Source organism: Bacillus sp. FSL K6-3312 (assembly GCF_038007485.1).
GTDB classification, from domain to species: Bacteria; Bacillota; Bacilli; order Bacillales; family Bacillaceae; genus Bacillus; species Bacillus pumilus.
Genome location: NZ_JBBOXI010000001.1, coordinates 2,328,309 through 2,349,388 on the forward strand (window position 1 = coordinate 2,328,309; position 21,080 = coordinate 2,349,388).

The 21,080-nt window shown below is 40.6% G+C and carries 15 protein-coding genes; all 15 read right to left on the bottom strand.

The window, feature by feature from the left end:
• Positions 1-171 precede the first annotated feature (171 nt).
• The 15 genes from MHI11_RS12090 to MHI11_RS12160 all read right to left on the bottom strand — a co-directional run bounded on the left by MHI11_RS12090 (position 172) and on the right by MHI11_RS12160 (position 21,079).
• Complete coding sequence (locus MHI11_RS12090; RefSeq protein ID WP_340961158.1) at positions 172-3,675, bottom strand: S8 family serine peptidase; 3,504 nt, start codon at positions 3,673-3,675, stop codon at positions 172-174.
• 291 nt (positions 3,676-3,966) lie between these two features.
• A complete protein-coding gene (gene ftsZ / locus MHI11_RS12095; protein WP_106065245.1) occupies positions 3,967-5,112 on the bottom strand; it encodes a cell division protein FtsZ in 1,146 nt (381 codons plus the stop codon).
• A gap of 33 nt (positions 5,113-5,145) precedes the next feature.
• Entirely contained in the window at positions 5,146-6,468 is a 1,323-nt protein-coding gene (ftsA, locus tag MHI11_RS12100) for a cell division protein FtsA (RefSeq protein WP_044141988.1), read from the bottom strand.
• Positions 6,469-6,627: 159 nt separating this feature from the next.
• Positions 6,628-6,996, bottom strand: a complete 369-nt coding sequence (locus MHI11_RS12105) for a small basic family protein (protein ID WP_003210988.1) — start codon at positions 6,994-6,996, stop codon at positions 6,628-6,630.
• Complete coding sequence (locus tag MHI11_RS12110) at positions 6,996-7,721, bottom strand: DUF881 domain-containing protein (protein ID WP_340961160.1); 726 nt, start codon at positions 7,719-7,721, stop codon at positions 6,996-6,998. Before MHI11_RS12110 ends, MHI11_RS12105 begins: the two co-directional genes overlap by 1 nt.
• 20 nt (positions 7,722-7,741) lie before the next feature.
• Positions 7,742-8,431: a DUF881 domain-containing protein gene (locus MHI11_RS12115; RefSeq protein WP_044141990.1), complete on the bottom strand. Its 690-nt coding sequence runs from the start codon at positions 8,429-8,431 to the stop codon at positions 7,742-7,744.
• Entirely contained in the window at positions 8,428-9,207 is a 780-nt protein-coding gene (locus MHI11_RS12120) for a cell division protein FtsQ/DivIB (RefSeq protein ID WP_044141991.1), read from the bottom strand. Before MHI11_RS12120 ends, MHI11_RS12115 begins: the two co-directional genes overlap by 4 nt.
• A gap of 127 nt (positions 9,208-9,334) precedes the next feature.
• Positions 9,335-10,246: a UDP-N-acetylmuramate dehydrogenase gene (gene murB, locus MHI11_RS12125; protein ID WP_340961161.1), complete on the bottom strand. Its 912-nt coding sequence runs from the start codon at positions 10,244-10,246 to the stop codon at positions 9,335-9,337.
• 31 nt (positions 10,247-10,277) lie between these two features.
• Complete coding sequence (murG, locus tag MHI11_RS12130; RefSeq protein ID WP_003212323.1) at positions 10,278-11,372, bottom strand: undecaprenyldiphospho-muramoylpentapeptide beta-N-acetylglucosaminyltransferase; 1,095 nt, start codon at positions 11,370-11,372, stop codon at positions 10,278-10,280.
• A gap of 197 nt (positions 11,373-11,569) precedes the next feature.
• Positions 11,570-12,670, bottom strand: a complete 1,101-nt coding sequence (gene spoVE / locus MHI11_RS12135) for a stage V sporulation protein E (RefSeq protein ID WP_340961163.1) — start codon at positions 12,668-12,670, stop codon at positions 11,570-11,572.
• A 59-nt stretch (positions 12,671-12,729) separates the two neighbouring features.
• Positions 12,730-14,076 (bottom strand): UDP-N-acetylmuramoyl-L-alanine--D-glutamate ligase, encoded by a 1,347-nt coding sequence (gene murD, locus MHI11_RS12140; protein WP_445661787.1) that lies wholly within the window; start codon positions 14,074-14,076, stop codon positions 12,730-12,732.
• Positions 14,077-14,085: 9 nt separating this feature from the next.
• Positions 14,086-15,060: a phospho-N-acetylmuramoyl-pentapeptide-transferase gene (gene mraY, locus MHI11_RS12145; protein WP_003211854.1), complete on the bottom strand. Its 975-nt coding sequence runs from the start codon at positions 15,058-15,060 to the stop codon at positions 14,086-14,088.
• A gap of 135 nt (positions 15,061-15,195) precedes the next feature.
• The gene (locus MHI11_RS12150; RefSeq protein WP_044142100.1) at positions 15,196-16,671 is read right to left on the bottom strand and encodes a UDP-N-acetylmuramoyl-L-alanyl-D-glutamate--2,6-diaminopimelate ligase; all 1,476 of its coding nucleotides are present in this window, start codon (positions 16,669-16,671) and stop codon (positions 15,196-15,198) included.
• 212 nt (positions 16,672-16,883) lie between these two features.
• Entirely contained in the window at positions 16,884-18,803 is a 1,920-nt protein-coding gene (locus MHI11_RS12155; RefSeq protein ID WP_034619930.1) for a stage V sporulation protein D, read from the bottom strand.
• Between the two features lie 125 nt (positions 18,804-18,928).
• On the bottom strand, positions 18,929-21,079 hold the full coding sequence (locus MHI11_RS12160; protein ID WP_268507363.1) for a penicillin-binding protein: 2,151 nt from the start codon (positions 21,077-21,079) through the stop codon (positions 18,929-18,931).
• Position 21,080: the final 1 nt, after the last annotated feature.

Genomic DNA, 21,080 nt, shown 5'->3' on the forward strand with positions numbered 1-21,080 from the left:
AACAGTCATGAGATGGAAGTCTGTCAATTCTTGTTGGGGATGATAGAGAACTTTTGGTGGATTGTTATTGTTTTTGTCGAGGAATGAGAGAGAGTATTCTTCTAGACAAGCCTTCAAACAATTGTTGAAAGAAAAAAGACACGCTCCTAGAAGTCGTGTCTTTTGTTTAAGTTACTTTTCATTGATGTTTAATGTGCCTGAAGCTTTTTGTCTTGTGATATTTCCATAATCATCTCGCACAATCACCTCAATGACCGCACCTTTTGCTTTGGCGGTAGAAGTAGCAGTCCAGTAACCTTCATACGTTCCGCTCGATACTTCGCGAAGCGGCAGCTCTGTAGTATTTTGAAGCTTTGATCTCGCGTTTGTCAGCGGCATGTGAATGACAAATGTTGCGTCTAGCTTTTCTCTGCTGTGAAATGAAATTTTAACAGACTCCCCTGATGCCAGATAGACATTTTCTGCTGGAGTCAGCTTAGAAATCTCAGGTGCCTCGTATTGGACATCGATATTGATTTTTTTAGTCGTTTTGTTTCCTGCTGCATCTTTCGCTGTGACTTTGATCGTATTTTTCCCGTTCTCAAGCAGTATTCTTGCGGAATATTTTCCACCTTTTATGGTTGCCTTTTTTCCATTTACAGTGACTTGATCAAGATGATCATCTGTGACCTTTCCTTCTACAATGAGCGATTCTTTATTCGTCTTTTCCCCTTTTTTCGGTGTATCGATGGTGAGCACCGGAGCTGTTTGATCAATGATCACCTTTACTGGTTTGGATCGTTTTGTTGCACCTTTATCCGTAACAGTTGCAGCCGTGAATACATGCTCTCCACTTGAAACTGTAAGCTTTTCTTTGAAGGCGCCTGACTGATCTGTTTTCACTTTGGCAATCTCTTCATCGTTTTGATAGATCGCTACATCGAGCCCAGGAGAGGCTTTTCCTTCGATCTCCAGTTCATCTTTGCTCGTAATAACTCCTGTCTTTGGAGATGTAATCTCTGGCACATCTGCTTCATAGTCAACAAGCGCACGAATCATATAATTTCCCTCTTCTTTTGGAGAAGGAGAAAATGCACCGCTTGTCAGCTGCCAGCTTCTTTCAGCATTTGGTCCATCTTCATCTGTTGCAAGCCCTGGAGATTCCGTATTTTTTTTCGTTTGAATATAGACAAGATAGAAATCTCCATCCACCGTAATGGCTTGATCTTCTAAATCTACTTTTGTCCATTCCCCATTACGCAGCGCTTTCGCTTTTAGAGGTCCTGCCATTTTCTTCCCTGGAGCTCCGTTCTTCCAAGAAGCGTCATACACTTCAACTGCAAATTCATTCCCTCCAGGAGCTGGCCACTCTGATGACCAGAAACGGAAAAGCCCTCCTGTGAGTTGCGCTTGTTTCTTCCCCTTTTCTAATGAAAATTTCACAGCCCAGCCATTGCCAGGATCATAGAAGGCTCTCGCATTTTCAGCTGTTCCATCATCATAGCCAATTTCCCCAGCAAAGCCGATGAATGGCTCTAGCTGAATGGCTTTTTCCACCGGCTTTTCTGTCACATCTGCTGTAAAAGAATATCCTTTAAACCCTTTGGCAAATACTTTGACGGTATAGACACCGCTCAATGCCTTTAGAGAAAATTCGCCAGATTCATTTGTTTTCACCGGCTTAATTTTCGCATCTTCTACAAGATAAACCGTGGCATCCTTTATTTTTTCACCCGTTGTTTCGTTGGCAATTGTGCCAGATATCGTTCGTTTCTTTAGTGGCTGTAAGGCGAAATTCGCCTCTGCCGTTTCATTTGAAGAAATATGGACGGTTTGTGTGCGTGATTCAAATCCGTAAGCTTCCGCTTTTACTGTGAATTCTCCTGCACTGTGAGGAAGCTGATATCTCCCTGTCGCTTCATCTGTGTACGTTGACTTGCCGCTTTCAAGAATACTAATTTCCGCTTTCATAGGAAGAGCTTTGATGGACGAAGCAGCTAGATTTTTTTCCTTTTTCATTTCTTTTATGTTCGCAGGCTTCTTAAGTGGGTGTACAGCCTTATCTTTTTGAGGCAAGACTTGATCTGTTATTTTCATATCATCTAAATGAACATCTTCGTTTGTCACCTGTCCTTCAATCATGCCAATTCCATCTGTTAATGCCGTAATCGCCTCTCTTGCATCAACTAAACCTGCCCCATAGCCATTGTTTGGGGATTCCGGGAATTGCTGATCAGTTAACGGCTTCGCTGTATTAATCAGAATTTGTTCAATTTCTTCAACAGAAAGATCTGACTGTACTTGGCGAAGAAGAGCCACAACAGCTGAAACATGCGGACCAGCCATCGACGTCCCATTCCAGCCACCCTCATACCCTTTCCCAGGAATGGATGAACGAATGTTTACCCCTGGGGCCGCAATGTCTGGTTTCATGACACCATATGGAGACGGACCTTGCAGCGAGAAAGACCCCAATTTGTTATCTTGATCCGTAGCACCCGTTGCAAAGACCTCTTGATAGTTCGCAGGATTCGCAATGGATCCTTCACCACCAGGGTTGAATAAATCGGTATTGCCAGCTGAAAACTCTGGGAAGATGTCCGCCGCTCTCCAAGCATTGACGACATCTTTATACCAATCATCAAGGCCAGGCCCACCGCCCCAAGAATTATTGACGACATCTGGTGCCTGTTCTGGATGTGGGTTGCCGGCCTCATCTTTTGGTGCTAAAATCCACTCACCTGCGTCAAGCAGATCAGCATCTGTACCACCATCTTCTGAGAAAGCTTTCACCGCAATCCATTTTGCGCCCGGTGCGACTCCGATTTGATTCTTTCCATCTGGCTCAGAGCCAACCATCGTTCCCGTTACATGTGTACCATGCTCTAAATCATCATATGGCGCTTCAGATCCTGTCGTAGCATCGTACCAATTGAATTCATGAGTTGGTTTATTCGGATGTGCTGGATCAAATCCGCGGTATTTTTCCTTTAAAGCAGGATGATCCCATTCCACTCCTGTATCAATACTTGCCACAACTGTACCAGTACCGTCATAACCTAAAGCCCACGCTTCTGGAGCATGAACTTGAGAAATGTTCCACTCGACTCCATCTACTGCTTTCATTTGTTTTTTCTGCTTCGTCTTCAAATCAACCGGCCGGTGAATTTGACGGGTTTCATTTGGCAGCACTTGATCTACTTCTGGGAAGGCAGCCACCTTTTCCATGACTTCTTTCGTTCCCGTCACCGCTATACCATTCACAATATAGTACGAATGAATCTCCTTCACTTGCTTTTTCTTTTGTTCCTTTTGTAAATACGTAAGGAGCGCTTCCTGCGTCTCCTCAGACGTTGCTCTTAATTCGGATACGACAGCTGATCTTTTTGTGTATTGCGTTTTAGCCGCTGTTAATTTCTGTTTTTTGGCTTTGGACACCGCTTCCTTCGCCACTTTTTGCGTATTTGTTTGCTCTTTCATTTTGATTAAGCAAGTCACCTGATCATCCTGCTCAAACTGCTTCATTAATCTAGATGAGATCTTTGCTTTTGTTGTCTTAGAGGAGACAGCTTCCTCCTGATATGAGGTAGAAGTCGATGTTGCTTGAACCGTCCCAAAGCTTGTCATCGTTAAAGTACCAATCACCAAAAGACTCATCAAACGATAGCCGGCGGTCTTGCGAAACTTCAATTTCAATCAAATCCCTCCTCCTCAAGTGGCCAAACAGAGTATAGGTCTCACTCCTTTCATTCTGTTGTTCATGACAAGATTCATGGTGTTCTATTTAATGTAGTCAAATAAAGTTCATCATTTTGTCGCTTTTTGTAGGAGGGAGTAAAAATGATTCTTTTTTCTTAAACACCATAAGTCAAATTACATATGGAAATTGAAGTGACTTTCACTCATTTAAGACTTTTTGATTAGATTCTCTTATACGTTGAGACATGAAAAAACCCCTTCCATTGGAAGGGGTTAAGCTATACTCGATTAGCGTTTATTGCGGTTGCGTAAGAACGTTGGAATGTCCAGCGTATCATCACTTGATTGTGTATTTTGTCTTGACTGAGATGATGGCTGTTGATGTTCCTCACGTTTTACTTCACGTTTTTGAGGAATGGATTGATTTTGCTTTAATCCTTGTCCTAATGGGTTTCTTTGTGATTTTGTCACTTCTGGTTCTTGCTCAATGAATCCAGTAGCGATCACAGTCACCACAATTTCATCCTTCAAGTTATCATTGATGACAGACCCGAAAATCATGTTTACATCTTCGTCAGAAGCAGAAGCCACAATATCCGCCGCTTCTTGCACTTCATAAAGACTTAGGTTTGTACCACCCGTAATGTTCATGATGACGCCTTGAGCACCATCGATTGCTGTTTCTAGAAGTGGCGAGGAAATGGCTTTCTTCGCGGCTTCCGCAGCACGATTTTCGCCTGTTGCAACGCCAATACCCATTAGAGCCGAACCTTTATTGGACATGATTGTTTTCACGTCAGCAAAGTCAAGGTTAATCAGACCTGGTGTTGCAATTAAATCGGAAATCCCTTGAACACCTTGTCTAAGCACGTTATCTGCCGCGCGGAATGCTTCCAGCATTGGCGTGTTTTTATCAACAATTTCAAGCAAGCGATCGTTTGGAATCACAATTAATGTGTCAACTGCTTCTTTCATAGAAGCAATTCCTTCTACTGCTTGAAGCTGACGCTTTCTTCCTTCAAATGTGAAAGGACGAGTCACAACTCCAACTGTCAATGCACCAGAATCTTTTGCGATTTTTGCAATGACAGGTGCAGCACCCGTACCAGTTCCACCGCCCATACCAGCTGTAACGAAGACCATGTCTGCGCCTTTTAATACTTCTTCAATCTGCTCTTTGCTTTCCTCAGCAGCTTTTTTACCGACTTCAGGATTCGCACCTGCTCCAAGCCCTCTTGTCAGCTTAGCACCGATTTGCATTTTAGTTTCTGCTTTTGATAGATTTAACGCTTGTGCATCAGTATTGACTGCAATAAAATCGACACCTTGTACGTCATTTTCGATCATTCGGTTGACAGCATTATTTCCGCCGCCACCTACTCCGATTACTTTAATTGATGCTAGGCCGTCTATATTTGTTTCAAACTCCAACATGCTGAATCCTCCTAATCCGTCGAAAATCTAATTCTATTCCCAGAACATATTAAATAGTTTTTTCATTTTGCCCGGTTTTTTATTTGTCTCTTGTTGTGCTTTTTGTTTTACTTTCGGTCTTGGCTGCGCTTCTTTCACTTGTGGTGCAGAAGAAACCGGCTCCATGGATGCGCCTACTTCATGAAACGCCTCATCTGGCATTTGGAATCCAACCTGTCTGCCCTGAATCTTTGCATTGCGATAAGCAAAGTGGATCAGACCCACTCCTGTCATATATTGAGGCTCTCTCACCCCTATATAATTCGGACTTGCAATCCTAACATTGTTTTGCAAGACCGTTTGTGCAAGAGAAAGGATACCTGGAATAGCTGCTTGTCCACCTGTTAGAACGAATCCACCAGGCAAATCATGCACATCCATATTTCTTAATTCCTCCGCCACAAAGAGCAAGATTTCTTCCAGCCGCGCTTCAATAATGTTGGCTGCATCAAGCTGTGTATACGTTTGTTTTTGATCGGTACCGATTACAGAAACTTCAAATGTCTCCTCCGTCGATGCCTCATCATAAAACGCATGCCCAAATTGTTTTTTGATTCGTTCAGCTTCTTCAGTGGAAGTTCTAAGTCCTATAGACAAATCTTTTGTTATGTTCTCTCCGCCCAAAGGGATACTGTGAGTAGAATAGAGATGCCCGTTTTCAAATACGGAAATCGTTGTAGATCCGCCGCCAATATCGACAAGAGCTACCCCAAGATTTTTTTCATCTTTCGATAATGCTGCCGAGCCCGATGCGAGTGGCTGCAAGCATATATCCATTATTTCAATTCCAGCTCTTTCTACACATCGGAGCCAGTTATGTAGAATCGTTTTAGAACCTGTAATTAACGATCCTTCCACCTCTAGCCGAACACCAAGCATTTTTTTCGGATCTGTGATTTCATCTCTTCCGTCGACGATAAATTGTCTCGGAATCACGTCTACGACGAGATGTTCTTGAGGAATAGATACTACTTGTGCAGCATCTAAGACACGTCTCACATCTTCAGCATGTATTTCTTTGTTTTCACTAGATACTGCGACTACGCCGCTCGTATTCTGAATATGAATATGGTTTCCGTTAATTCCGACAATCGCCTTTTGTAAAGGAAAACCTACCATTCTCTCAGCCTGTTCAAATGCTTGTCTAATAGAATGAACTGTCTCATCTATATCAACAATCGATCCTTTTTTTAACCCCTCTGAAGGGACATTTCCAACACCTATAATGTTAAGCGAATCATCCGCCATTTCTCCGACGATGACTTTTATATTGGATGTACCGATGTCAAGGCTGACGTAAATTTCATTGTTGTTCATTCTATGGCACCTCCTCACATATCAATACTTTCTATTCTATTATTTGCTGAACAACAATACAATGAATGTGTTTTTACAAGTGTGTAACAAAACTTAAAAAATCAACATTTTTTATTAGGATTACTAAAAATATTCGTTACATCATATGTATATCCTTTTTTATGACTCACTTTTTTTCTTTTTTTCTCTAGAAATTGTCCATTTTGTTAGGAGAATTCTTCTAATCACTGCTATATTTTGAAACAATCTAACGCCGAATGCAAACATTCCGACTAAGTACAAGTCTACACCAAGATGGACGCCCAGAAAAGCTAAACTTATTGCCAGTATAATATTAAAGAAGAAGCCTGATACAAACACTAGTTCATCGTATGCCCCTTGCAGATGTGCCCGGATTCCACCAATCAATGTATCAAGTGCAGCAAGTACAGCGAGGGAAAGATAATTAGAATACTCATTCGGTATCGTAAAATTAGTTAAGAAACCGATCGCAACTCCTATGATTAAGCCAAGTACAGGAAGCCACATTAAGATTTTTCCTCCTTTACATCGTCAAGAGGCTTCAATTCGTTTACTTGAATTGCACCGTCATATGCTTTTAAGTGGATTTTTTTCTTCGGCTGGCTCATACTCAAGCTGAAGTTTTCCTGAGCAAACAAATCACCAATATCTGATACATTTAAACGGCTGTATAATTTGTCGGCCTGCTCACTAATCATTTTAATGGTGACTTCATCACTATCTAAGCTGTAGCCATCCATTTTTGTCGTGCCATTAATATCTCGAATCACACTTGTATTAATGACACGGCGATCATTGATGGAAATATGTTTTGCCCCAAACATATTGCCTTCATTAATTAACTTTTTCAGAAGATCAGGTGGGATATTTTTCACTTCTTCTCCAGTAAGGTCCTTGGAAAAAAGCTGAGATATTTCAATTTCAATCCCCTCCCCTTCCACTTCTGTAAAACCAGCCTTTTCTTTTAAATCCTTTAACGTTTTTGTTAATTGTGCTTCTTTTGATCGATCTCCTTGATGACCATATTTTTTTAGCATCTCGTCGTATTTATCAATTTCTTTGAGCAAATCCAATTCCTTACTTTTAGATGCAGATAAATCCTCTCTCAGTTCCCACACATCACGAGTATCACGAACTTTGGGCTTTTGTAAGGAATTAAATTGGATGGAAACCATGATGCCAAATATGATCATTAAAGCTGTTAAACTAAGTAAAGGCTTCTTTTTCCTCAACACCACTCACCTTTTCACTTTTAATCTTTGTTTCTTAAAAGAGGGTTCATACGAATATCCGTTTTCTCGATCGTCATTGAAATGTGATCACTTGTCAGCTGATCGACCACTCCCCCTGCAATATTTAAAGCAGGTATTAACACAGCAGGGTCACCAATAGCAGATATGACAAATGGTGCTGGATGCTGAACACCATCTACTGTGACAACTGGACCGTTACAATGTATGTATGATTGGTGTGTGATTCTTTGCCCATTAATAGATACAGCTGAAGCCCCTGATATAAATAGTTCGTTTATCACATGAAAAATGTGGCTCTCATGCACAATGTAATTATTAACATTTTGTCCACTCGGGATATAAGATGCATCTTCAAGAGACACTTTTACCCCTTTTCCTTTTACACCGATCTCTCCTGTAAACATTCTATATTTCTCAACATCTTCCAGCACATTAAAATACTGCTCTTTTTCATTTTTCAAATTGGACTCTGTTGCTTGTACCTTTGATTGAAGACTATATAATTCTTTTTCGAGTTTCTGATTCGCCTTTTCTTGCGTTGTGAGCTGACTTTTCAGAGAGTATTCTTTTTTCCATTGCTCTGTTCGAATGACGTCTGCCTGATGATGCTTTGTATATTGGTATGAAAAAGAAATCAGAAAACCAAGAACAAGCATGACAATCGAGAATATAACTGTTTTGCCTCTCAACGCTCATCTTCCTTTTTCTTAGATTTAAACGCTTCGAAATACGTAGCGACTTCCATATGGATTGTGCCTTTTTCAGATGATGAAAGTTCTTTTACAATGGCTGGATAGGTTTTCATTTTATCACCGAACGTTTTAATTGATGCAATCACAGTGTTTCCGTCATTCATATAAAATTTAACTAGCCAATTGTTTGAATTTGTTGGCACATAATATACTTCTGAGATGAGTTCCTGAATAGAGGCTGGCAGTTGATTTAAAGATTTAACAGTTTGCTTCAGCTTCTCCTTATTGTCCCAATCGACAAAAATAGGTCCTGCATGACTCGGTGTCACTTCTTCTGGTAAAGCGGTCCCATTTTCAAGAAGCTCATAATATAGATTTCCCTTTTGAAGATACGCAATATTTGCATATTCTTTGACAGCAATACTCACTTTATTTGGGAAATGCTTTTTGATACTGACACTTTTAATCAGTTTATTTTGTTTAATATGATCTGCTGTTAAATCTTTATTTAAATTCCAAAACTCTGTTTCGCCTTCTTTAATTTGTGAAAGTTTAACAAGCTGTTTTGTTGAGACATGCTCATTACCTGTGATGGTTAAAGAAGAAATTTTGCTGATAGGTGTCTGCAAATAAATAATAATTAAAACCATGATAAAAAACAGTAGTATAAAAGAGATCAGTCTCCGATTCGCTTTTTGCTTCCTTTGTTCTTTAATTTTAGGAATTCGCTCTTCTATATTGACGATCTTTTCATTTTCATGATCAGGCCGCATATATACTCTTCACCTCATTCAAAGCTGCTTGTCCACATCTTTGGGTCATCATTTTGATGAGAAAACAAACGGCATTCTTTCATGCCGTTTGTTTTCCTCTGATGTCATCATTCATAAAAACTACCTGTTAATTTTCTTCACCGATAATTTCTACTTCTGTATGCATCTCTACGTTGTAGTCTTCTTTAATTTTCTTTTGGATGAACTGAATTAAGTCCAACACGTCTTGAGCAGTGGCTCCACCAGCGTTGACAATAAAGTTGCCGTGCAAATCAGAAATTCTAGCTCCGCCGATTTGGTATCCTTTTAAATTCGCTTTTTCTACAAGCTGTCCTGCATATTCAGGCAGCGGATTTCGAAAAATACTGCCAGCACATGGCCGATTATAAGGCTGGGTTTCTTTACGATAATCTTTATTTTGCTGCATCTTCTTTGTGATTTTCTCGCGGTCATCCTGCTTGAGCTTAAACACAGCTTCTAGAACAATGCCAGGTCGTTCCTTTTGTAGGACTGACGTTCGATAGCTAAAATTCATTTGTTCATTTGTGAGCCACTCGATGCTTCCATCTTCAAATAAGATTCTGGCTTTCACAAGAATCTTACTGATATCAGATCCATGTGCACCTGCGTTCATATAAACAGCGCCGCCAATAGATCCCGGAATACCAGCTGCGAATTCCAGTCCTGAAAGACCCTGTTTACTAAGTGATGTCGCGAGTCTTACGACAGAGTAGCCGCCGCCGACTGCAATTTCTTCATCATTTACAGTTAGGTGATCCAGTCCAGCACCTAGCTTTAGGACAACTCCTCGAATTCCTTTATCAAGGATAAGTAAATTCGATCCTCTTCCAATGACCGTCCAATTTGTATGGTGTTTTTTCACATGATCCATGATCGTTTTCACTGCATCGATATCTTTTGGGATGATCAAAAGATCTGCTGGTCCGCCTATTTTCATTGTTGTATGATTCGAAAGCGGCTCATTTTCAAGTACTTTACCAACTTGCGCTTCTAATAATTCATTCTTCAAGTTCTCCATATTACCCTCCGCCTTACCTAATATCATTCCATCATGTAGTCGTTATTTCTTTTAACACATTATATAAACGTGTAGCCGCATCTGGTACTCCGAGTTCTTTCGTTAAACGGCTCATTTGGTTGAGTTTTTCTTCATTACCAGCAATTTCATCAATGGCATGCAGCAAACGATCCCCTGAAAGCTCTGATTCTCTTAAAACAATCGCAGCATCATGTTTTTCAAGTGATCTTGCATTGATTTCCTGATGATTTGCCGTCACGTATGGGCTCGGAATAAAAATGGTTGGGATTCCAAGAGCCGTTACTTCAGCAATTGTTGTTGCTCCTGCTCTTGCAACAATCACATCGATCGATTTCAGGTACTCTGGCATTTGATGCAAGAAAGGTTTTGTGATCATGTTAGGTGCTGCACCTTTTTCCTTTAGTTCATTCAACACTTTTTCATAATGAACCTCACCTGTGATATATAAAAGCTGGTAGTTTTTAGCCTTTAAATCATCTTGCATTTCGATCACTGCTCTATTGATAGGAGCAGCACCTCGACTCCCGCCGAAAATAAGAACCGTTTTTTTCTTTTCATCGAGCCCGAATTCTTTAAGAGATTTCCCCTCTTTTATAGAGACGACTTCAGAGGCTCTAGGGTTTCCCGTAAATACAACCTTTTCAGAAGGAAAATGTGCCTTTGCTTCATCAAAGCATATGGCTACCCTATTAACATATCTCGCTAGGAACTTATTTGTAATACCAGGCAGGCTGTTTTGTTCGTGTATAATAGTCGGGATTTTCAGCTTAGAAGCCGCATAAACAACAGGCCCACACACATAACCGCCTGTTCCAATAACCGCATCAGGCTTGAATTCTTTTAAGTAAGATTTGCTTTTTTGAACGCCTTTCAAAAATCTCATCACCGTTTTGACGTTATCAAAGGAAAGCTTTCGTTTAAAACCTGAAATTTCTATCGCCTTGAAAGGGATATTTTCTCTTTCTACAATTTTCTTTTCAAGTCCATTTTCAGTACCGATATATAAAAATTCCACATCAGGATGCAGTCTTTTCACTTCTTTAATAAAGGCTAAGGCCGGATAAATATGTCCGCCTGTTCCGCCTCCACTGATTACTATACGCATTATACCATTTCCCCTCATTTTTTTTCTGCTCTGAACAAAGTATAAACCCTGTTTTAAACAACAGGGCTCCATTAAAACCTGTAAAGAAGAGTCAAAATACACGTTTTCGAAACAAAAACTGTCATTTTCACTCTTCAAATCATTTTTTTATACTTTTGCAAAATAAACGTCAACATGGTTTCATAAGCTTCAGCACGCTAATATCTTGCGTACCTGCTTACATTCAGAAGTACGCCAATCGCCATCAGCATTAATGTCAATGATGAGCCGCCATAACTAAGGAATGGGAGCGTGATACCTGTCACAGGAATAAGTCCAGTGACAACTGCGATGTTAATCATTACTTGTATGGCAACCATTGAAATAATACCAACTGCTAGGAAACTCCCATATAAGTCTGGGGCTCCAAGTGCTATTCGTATGCCTCTCCATAATAGAACACTAAAGAGGAGTAAAATGAGTGATCCCCCTATAAAGCCAAGCTCTTCAGACAATATCGCAAAGATGAAGTCCGTTTGGGGCTCAGGTAAATAGAAGAATTTTTGTCTACTTTGACCAAGTCCCATTCCGAACAGACCACCTGGACCTAAAGCGTATAAGGATTGAATAATTTGAAACCCACTGCCTAGCGGATCTTCCCAAGGATTTAAGTATGATGTAATTCGTTTTATTCGGTAGGGTGCTGATAAGACAAGTGCAGCAAACCCGCTGAGCCCTATAAGACCGAGAAATATAAAGTGAGTTATTCTCGCACCTGAAACAAATATCATAATAATACAGGTTCCAACCATCACCGTTCCTGTTCCCAGATCCGGCTGAAGCATGATGATGGCAAATGCAGAAAATACAATGCCTAAAGCTGGGGCAAAACCTTTGCGAAAGGATGTGATATTTTTTTGTTTTTCAGATAAGAATTTTGCAAGAAACGCAATCATCGCAAGCTTCATAAATTCAGAGGGCTGAATACTAAACGCACCGACACCGATCCAGCTTCTTGATCCATTTCTCTCCATACCAATGCCAGGAATAAGTACAAGCAGCAAAAGGAGAAAACAAACAGCAATCAATATCTTTGACCAAGTCCGCCACGTCCAATAATCGACTCGCATAATGAAAAACATTGCGATAACTCCGATTCCGGCAAACAACAGCTGTCTTTTTGCAAAATAAAACGAATCATCAAATTTATACGATGCCCACACAGCACTAGCGCTGTACACCATAATTAAACCAATCGTCAATAAAAGTAACGTAATGACAACAAGCAAAAAATCCGGAGAAGTTTTCTTATTCGTCAAGAGACCGACACCCCAAGCATAATTTCATTTGGGCTGTCAGTCATATGAGAGACAAGCCCTTATTTAAGCATATGCACGGCGTTTACAAACATGTCTCCACGTTCTTCAAATGTTTTATGTTGATCCCAGCTTGCACAAGCCGGAGATAATAAAATCACGTCTTCTTCTTCAGATATGTTAAACGCCGCAGGTACTGCTTGTTCAACATTATCGACATGTTTTACGTGATGTATTCCAAGCTCTTCACCAAGCTTCACAAACTTAGGTGCAGTCTCACCAAATGTGATAATTCCTTTTACATGTTTCATAAAAGGTTTCAACTCATCAAATTCATTGCCTCGATCAAGTCCACCTGCTAATAAAATAGTTGGTTGTTCGAAGGCTGACAATGCTTTACTTGTTGCCAAAATATTGGTTGCTTTACTATCGTTATAAAATTTCCGACTCTGAATTGTATCTACAAATTGCAGACGATGCTTCACTCCACCAAATGTCGTGAGAACGTGAACGATTGCTTCATTTGAGCAGCCTGCATTTTTTACAACACAAATAGCTGCCAGAATGTTTTCTTGGTTATGCTCACCAGGAAGGACAACATCCTTTACATCAATGATATGTTCATTCATGTAGTAAATTGCACCATGTTGAATAAACGCACCATGTTCTACTGGCTCTTTCACTGAGAAAAACACTTTTTTTGCTTTTGAACCTTCTGCTAGTTTTACAACGGAAGGATCATCTAAGTTAATTACAGCAATGTCATCTTCATGTTGATGTGCGAATACTTTCTGCTTTGCTTTTTCATATTCTTCACGAGTGTGGTGATAGTCTAAATGTGCATCAAAAATATTTAATATTAAGCTGATTTTAGGTCTAAATTCAACTGTTCCCATTAACTGAAAAGAAGACAGTTCCGTTACGATCCACTCATCGCCAGCTGCATTTGCAGCGACTTCACTGGCAACTGTTCCAATATTACCCGCCACTAATGTTTTTTGGCTGTCTTTTTTCAGCATTTCATAAATCAATGTCGTGGTAGTGGTTTTTCCATTCGATCCAGTAATCCCAATAAAAGGAGATGAGGTTAAATGATACGCTAATTCTATTTCCGTCCAAACTGGAATTTGGCGGCGAAGCGCTTCTTGAACCATCACATTTTCATATGGAATTCCTGGATTTTTAATTAAAATTGTAATGTCTTTATCTTCGAATATACGAAGAGGATGACTGCCACAAATGACATCAATCCCCTTTTCAGAAAGTAGCTGAGCAGGTTTATTTTCTTCAAACGGTTTTTGATCATTTACCGTCACATTTACTCCATGTTCATGAAGAATTGAAGCTGCCGCATATCCGCTTTTAGCAAGACCTAATACTAGTACATGTTCGTTTTTTAACATTTGCATCTTATTCAATTATAACCACACCTCGATGTAAATTCCTAAAACAGCAAGTAATAAACCAGCTGTCCAGAAGGTGACAACTACTCTCCACTCTGACCAGCCAACTAACTCATAGTGGTGGTGAAGCGGACTCATCTTAAAGATTCTTTTGCCGGTTGTTTTAAAGGAGATGACTTGAAGAATAACGGATAACGTCTCAACAACAAATACTCCACCAATAATGACAAGTAAAATTTCAAGCTTCGTTAAAATCGCAATTGCTACAATGGCTCCGCCTAATGCTAGAGAACCTGTATCACCCATAAATACTTTTGCAGGATGTGCGTTAAACACAAGGAAGCCAAGGACGGCTCCTGCAACAGCTACTGAAAAGATCGCTACATCATACTGGGATTGATTCCAAGCCAGTATAGCAAATGCTCCGAAAGCAATAGCAGCGGTTCCAGATAAGAGACCATCCAGTCCATCCGTTAAGTTCACAGCATTAGAACCTCCGACAAGCATGAAAACAACAAGGATAAAGTAAGCCCATCCTAAATCAAAGCTGACGTCTGTTCCTGGAATGCGAATCGTTGTTGCAAACTGATAATAATGGAAAACTGCATAAAAGATCACAGCGATCACAATTTGACCGATTAATTTCTGTTTCGATGTTAATCCAAGATTTCGTTTCATCGCTACTTTAATATAATCATCTAAAAATCCTAATAGGCCGTAACCAAGTGTGACAAATAACAGTAAAAACATTTCTGGACTAATCTCAGAAAATTTGTTGATCATCACAATTGTTGTAATAGTGATAGAAAAGATAATCATGATGCCGCCCATTGTCGGTGTCCCAGATTTCTTTTGGTGGGACTGCGGGCCCTCTTCTCTAATACTTTGACCAAATTTTAGTCTTCTTAAAAACGGTATAAAAATCGGGGATAAAAGAACACTGATTAAAAATCCCATTATGATTGTAAACAATATCACCTGTTCAAGCATCGTTCTTTACTCCTTCCGAATTTCCAAAGCCGTTTTCCATCAGAAAATTGCATTCATTATTATGGTATTCATTCACGTTCTTCGTATGTTGTTTTTGTACAAAATGCTTCATTTCATTACACTCTTTTCATCATTTTAAGATTTGTTTAGATCTAAAATAGCGTCAATAGCAACCTTTGCATCATCAAAGTCATAGACTTGATCACCAATAATTTGATAGGTCTCATGGCCTTTACCCGCTATTAAGACTGTATCGCCTTTTTTCGCATTGGCAATGGCAAAGAAGATCGCTTGTTTCCGATTCACAAAGCTATGATAATATGCGTCTGGCACCCCGTGTTCCATATCTTTTAAAATGGCTGAAGGATCTTCGCTTCTTGGGTTGTCTGATGTAAATACAGGTTCATCTGCATATTTCACAGCGATTTGAGCCATTTGAGGACGCTTTGTTTTATCACGGTCGCCGCCGCAGCCAATTACACAGAAAATTTTGCCCTCTGTTAATTCTCTACATGTTGTGAGGACATTTTCTAAACTATCAGGTGTATGTGCGTAATCGACGATGACAGGGAAGTCTTGATCGCAGTTTACAAGTTCAAATCTGCCCTTGACTCCTTCCAGCTCTTCAATCGCACTCACGATCGTCTCAAATGTTAAGCCAGATACGATCCCAACTGATACAGCTGCGAGGATATTATACACATTGAACTTTCCGACGAGAGCAACCGTCAGTTTCTTGGTGCCGATTGGAGTGACCAAATCAAATTGAGTTCCCTTTGGCATGATTTGAATATTTTTTGCCATGACATCTGCTTTTCGCTCTAGGGCATACGTCATGATTTCAGCAGCTGTGACTTTTTCAAAATAACGCGAAGCCTCATCATCTGCATTTAAAATCGCATGCTTCGGTTTATTATGATGAAAGGCACTTCCGAGCTGAGAAAACAGTAAGCTTTTCGCATGTTTATATTCTTCCATTGTGTTGTGGTAGTCAAGATGGTCCTGCGAAAGATTTGTGAAAACAGCAATATCATAGTCACATCCATGCACCCTGCCAAGATGGAGGGCATGCGATGATACTTCCATGATGGCTGTGTCTACATCTTGATCAAGCATCTGTTTAAACGTTTTTTGAAGTGTGACACTTTCAGGTGTGGTGTTTTTCACGTCGAGAATGTCATCATTCACCTTCATATACATCGTACCGATTAAGCCTGTTTTCTTCTCGGCTTTTCTCATCATTTGTTCGATCATGTGTGTTGTTGAGGTTTTTCCGTTTGTGCCTGTGATCCCGATGAGATTCAGCTTATGAGTGGGCTGTTCATAAAACGCATCAGCTATTCTTGCAAGTGCTCTTTGAGAGTGTTTCACAATAATGACTGGTACCTCTGTTATATTAAGAGGGTGTTCTGCTACAATGGCTGCAGCCCCGCTTTTCACCGCTTTTTCAGCATAATCGTGTCCATCTACTGTATAGCCTTTTATACAGACAAAAAGGCTTCCCTCTTTCACCTCTCTTGAATCCATCTCAATGGAAGTGATATCAGGATTTTCGTTTATCAATTCGTTGTTTTCACTTTTAAAGTATGTAAGCAGTTCTTGTAATTTCATTTTCATATCAAACCTCTCAAATTCGTTCACGTGCATGTCTTGTGAAAAAAACACACAGTCTATATTTTATCGTAAAAAAAAGGATACATCCAGCGTATTCCTTAAGTTTCTGTTGGAAAAAACACACTTTGGACTCTTTTTTTCAAACTGTCCTTCTCTTTCAACAAAAAGAGGCAGCCAAATGAGTGCGGCTACCCTCTGTTCATTCTTTATTATTCATCGTTTAAGTATAATCTGATCGTGGAGCCTTCTTTGACCTTTGTCCCAGCAGCAGGTGATTGCTTCACTACTTTACTGCCAGTTCCTGAGGCATCGATCTTTAGGTTGATCAAGAGGGATTCAAGATCTGAAACAGATCCTCCTACAAGATTCGGTACTTCAATGGTTTTTGTGTCCAGCCACTGATACTTCTTTTCAATTTGGCCTTTTCTTTTTTTCACACCCATCTCAGGCAGGCTATCCCGCATAATATGACCAACAATTGGTGCGGCAACGGTACCACCAAATTGAATGGTGCCTTTTGGGTTATCCACAGCTACATAGACTACGATACTTGGGTCATCTGCAGGCGCAAATCCGATAAACGACACAATGTGGTTATTCTCCATATACTTTCCGTCCTTTACCTTCTGTGCTGTTCCTGTTTTTCCGCCAACCCGATACCCTTCAACAAATGCATTTCGGCCAGTTCCTTGAGCGACTACACTTTCAAGTGCATACCTGATTTCTTTAGATGTCTCTGCTGAAATCACTTTCTTTTTGGCAATCGGTGATTGCTTTTTCACAACCTCTTTTGTGATTGGATCTATCCATTCTTTTGCAATATAAGGCGTGTAAAGTGTACCGCCATTTACTGCAGCTGCTACTGCAGCTACTTGCTGAATTGGCGTAACAGATACACCTTGACCAAAGGCGGTGGTCGCCTGCTCTACAGGACCTACACGATCAAGCGGGAACAAAATGCCCCGTCCTTCTCCTTGAAGGTCAATTCCGGTTTTTTGGCCAAATCCGAAATTTTTGATATAAGAAAATAATTTTTCTTTACCAAGACGGTCTCCTAGCTCTACAAAGCCGGGGTTACAGGAATTTTGAACTACTTCCAAGAATGACTGTGATCCGTGCCCGCCTTTTTTCCAGCACCTGAGTCTTGCACCATCAACTGCCACAGATCCGCTGTCAAAAAATGAATCGCGTTTTAAATTCACTTTCTTCTCTTCTAATGCTGCTGCAAGTGTAATAATTTTAAATGTCGAACCCGGCTCATATGTGCTCCACACCGGAAGATTTCGGTTAAACACTTTTGAGTCAACTGATTGATAGTCAGCTGGATCAAAATCTGGTCTGCTTGACATTCCTAGCACTTCACCATTTTTCGGATTCATCGCAATCGCAATCATACCATCTGGATTATACTTTGCCTGCGCGTTGTCTAATTCCCGTTCTATGATGGTTTGTACTTTTGCATCGACTGTTAATTTCATATCAAGACCATCTTTAGGCGGTGTATAATCGTCTGCTTCATCTGGCATTTTCTGCCCTTTTGCATCAGAATAAAACTTCACAGACCCTTTTTCGCCTTTTAGGTCATCGTCATAGTAGGCTTCAAGTCCAAGTAAGCCTTGATTATCGATTCCAGCAAAGCCCAGTACATGTGAAAGAAAGCTGCCAAATGGATAATGTCTGATGCTGTCTTCTGCTACATACACGCCTTCTAAATCAAGCTCTCTTACTTCTTTTGCTTTTTCATGAGATACCTTTCTGCCCTCGGGAGAAATTCGTTCAATCGATGTTTTTTTCGTGACGTGCTTGTACGCTTTCTCTTCAGACATATTCAGCACAGCTGCCAATTTCTTGCTTGTTTCGGCGGGGTCTTTAATTTGCCGTGGGACGACCAAAATAGATGGAGCACTTTTGTTCGTCGCAAGCTCTACCCCATTCCGGTCCAAAATATCTCCTCGTTCCGGTTCGAATGGAAGGTTTCGGCTCCATGAATCTTTTGCTAAGCTTGTCAGCTTCTCACCCATAATAAACTGCACATATCCTAATCTAGTATCTATGATGAAAAAAATGATCACTCCAAACAGCAGCACGAAAAGCAATCGTTTTCTCACTGTTACACTCGACACTCGCACGCCCGGTTCACTCCTTACATATGGCTTGTTCTCATCATATGCAGGCCCGTCCTTTTGTAGAACGCACCGTGATATTCTGCTGGAGCAAAAGAAAAAACCTAGCAAGTGATTTGCTAGGTTTACAGTTAATTTGGGCTTTTAAATGTTACAGTGACGACTTTGTCTGAAATCTCCGCTCCACTTTTGACACTTTGTTTCACAGCATAGCCTTGTCCATTTGTTTCTATATGCACACCGGCAATCGAAGCATATTGAAGGACTTCCCTTCTGGACCAGCCTGTCATATCAGGCATCTTAATGGTTTTCCCTGCTGTTTTCAAGAACACTTTCTGGCTTTCAGAGAATTCAGAGCCCGCACTCGGCCACTGGCGTTTAATGGACAGACCGTCGCCGATGACAACAGGTGTTAAGTGTTTATTTTTGACTTCTGTTTCTGCCTGCTTCACTTCTAAATCCAGGAATGAAGGCATCGTTTCTTGTTTCACTTTTTGTTCGCCTGATTTTTTATCGTCTGTTTTTGTTGGTGCAATATTTAAATATAGCAAACTATTTTTCATGACAGGGTTAAAAATTTGAGAAACCGGAGCAGACCCTGTTTCTGTATCAGACAGCTGCGGCTGCTGAACAGCCACATACACAAGCAGCTTCGGATCATCTTTTGGCGCCATTCCCATAAATGAAAAGACGTAATCGTTTCTTCCTTGGAGGTAACCGCCGGCACCGCCAATTTGTCCCGTTCCTGTTTTTCCAGCAACGTCGAAGCCTTTGATTTGATAAGGCTGACCTGTTCCGATTTTCGAGGAAACAACCTCACCTAAAATATCACGAACTTGCTTCGCTGTATCAGATGAAATCGGTTTTCCTGCTGCTGTTGGTTCGTGCTGCAAAATCGTTTTGTTTGTGTTCGGGTCTGTAATATGGTCAATGACATATGGCTTCATCATTGTTCCGCCGTTTGCTATCGCAGTGGCTGCTTCGATTTGTTGAATCGGTGTGATGGCTGATGCTTGACCATAAGCTGTCGATGCTTTGTCATATTCATATCTATAATTGATTTTGCTAGACGCTTCGTTCGGCAAATCAATCCCCGTTTTGTCATAGAAATGGAACTTCTGCAAATATTGTTCGTATCGTGTGAAGCCTAGTTTTTCTTTTGCCAGCTTTGCAAAGGCCACATTTGACGAGCGAAGAACTCCTTGATGAAAGTCAATTTTCCCCCAGCCATTTCCGTTGTTGTGGTCTCGCACAAGGCCGCCGCCTACTTTATAAGTACCAGATTGATATTTTTCACTGCCTTGGTAGACCCCTTCTTGGATCGCCGCAGCGAGGGTAAAGATCTTCATCGTTGAACCTGGTTCAAACGCATATGAAATCACATCATTGTTATAATTCGTAATGTCTAGTTCATTTAAATTAAAGCTTGGCCGCTGCCCCATCGCGAGAACCTTCCCAGTTTTCGGATCAACGACTGTGGCAATGATTTTCTTCGGCTTATACTTTTTGGCAACCTGCGTCATACTTTCTTCAAGGAACGCTTGAATTTTCTGATCGATGGTCAGCGTGACATTTTTCCCGTCTTTCGGGGCGACAATGTCTTCTTTACTATTCGGTAAGGCCCATCCGCTTCTGTCACTGTTATATGTCACATAACCGTCTTTTTCTTTTAAAAATTTGTTCAGTGCCTTCTCAAGTCCCATTGCACCTGACATGTCCTTTGTCGCCTCATTTAATCTGGCATAACCGATTAGGTTAGAAGCAAACATGCCGTTTGGATAATATCGCTTCGTGTCTTTTTCAAAAGCAACACCTGGAAGCTTTAGCTTTTCAATTTTTTCCTTCGTTGAAAAACTAATATCCTTCCCCGCTTTACCAAACTCCACTTGGAATGCATCTTTTGTATTGAGACGCTTTAAAATTTCGCTTTCACTCATATCGATGACTTTCGAGAGCTCTTTTGCTGTCTTTTCTTTATCGACGACATGCATTGGATGCTTAGGGTCCACTGTCATTTTCTTGCTCATGACCGCAATGAGCTTATACACAGATGTATCCTCAGCAATCACATTCCCATTCCGGTCTAAAATAGATCCTCTTTTGGCTTCAAGTGTTTTCTTCGATTGATATTGTTCATTTGCCTTGGCAGCTAATACTTGTCCATCAACTGTTCCTGTAATTTGAATATAGATAAAACGTGCTAGGATGATAAAGAAAAACAGGGCGAAGCAAATACTTGCAATTGCCGCGCCTCTGTTCATCATTTTATTCTTTTTAGGCATC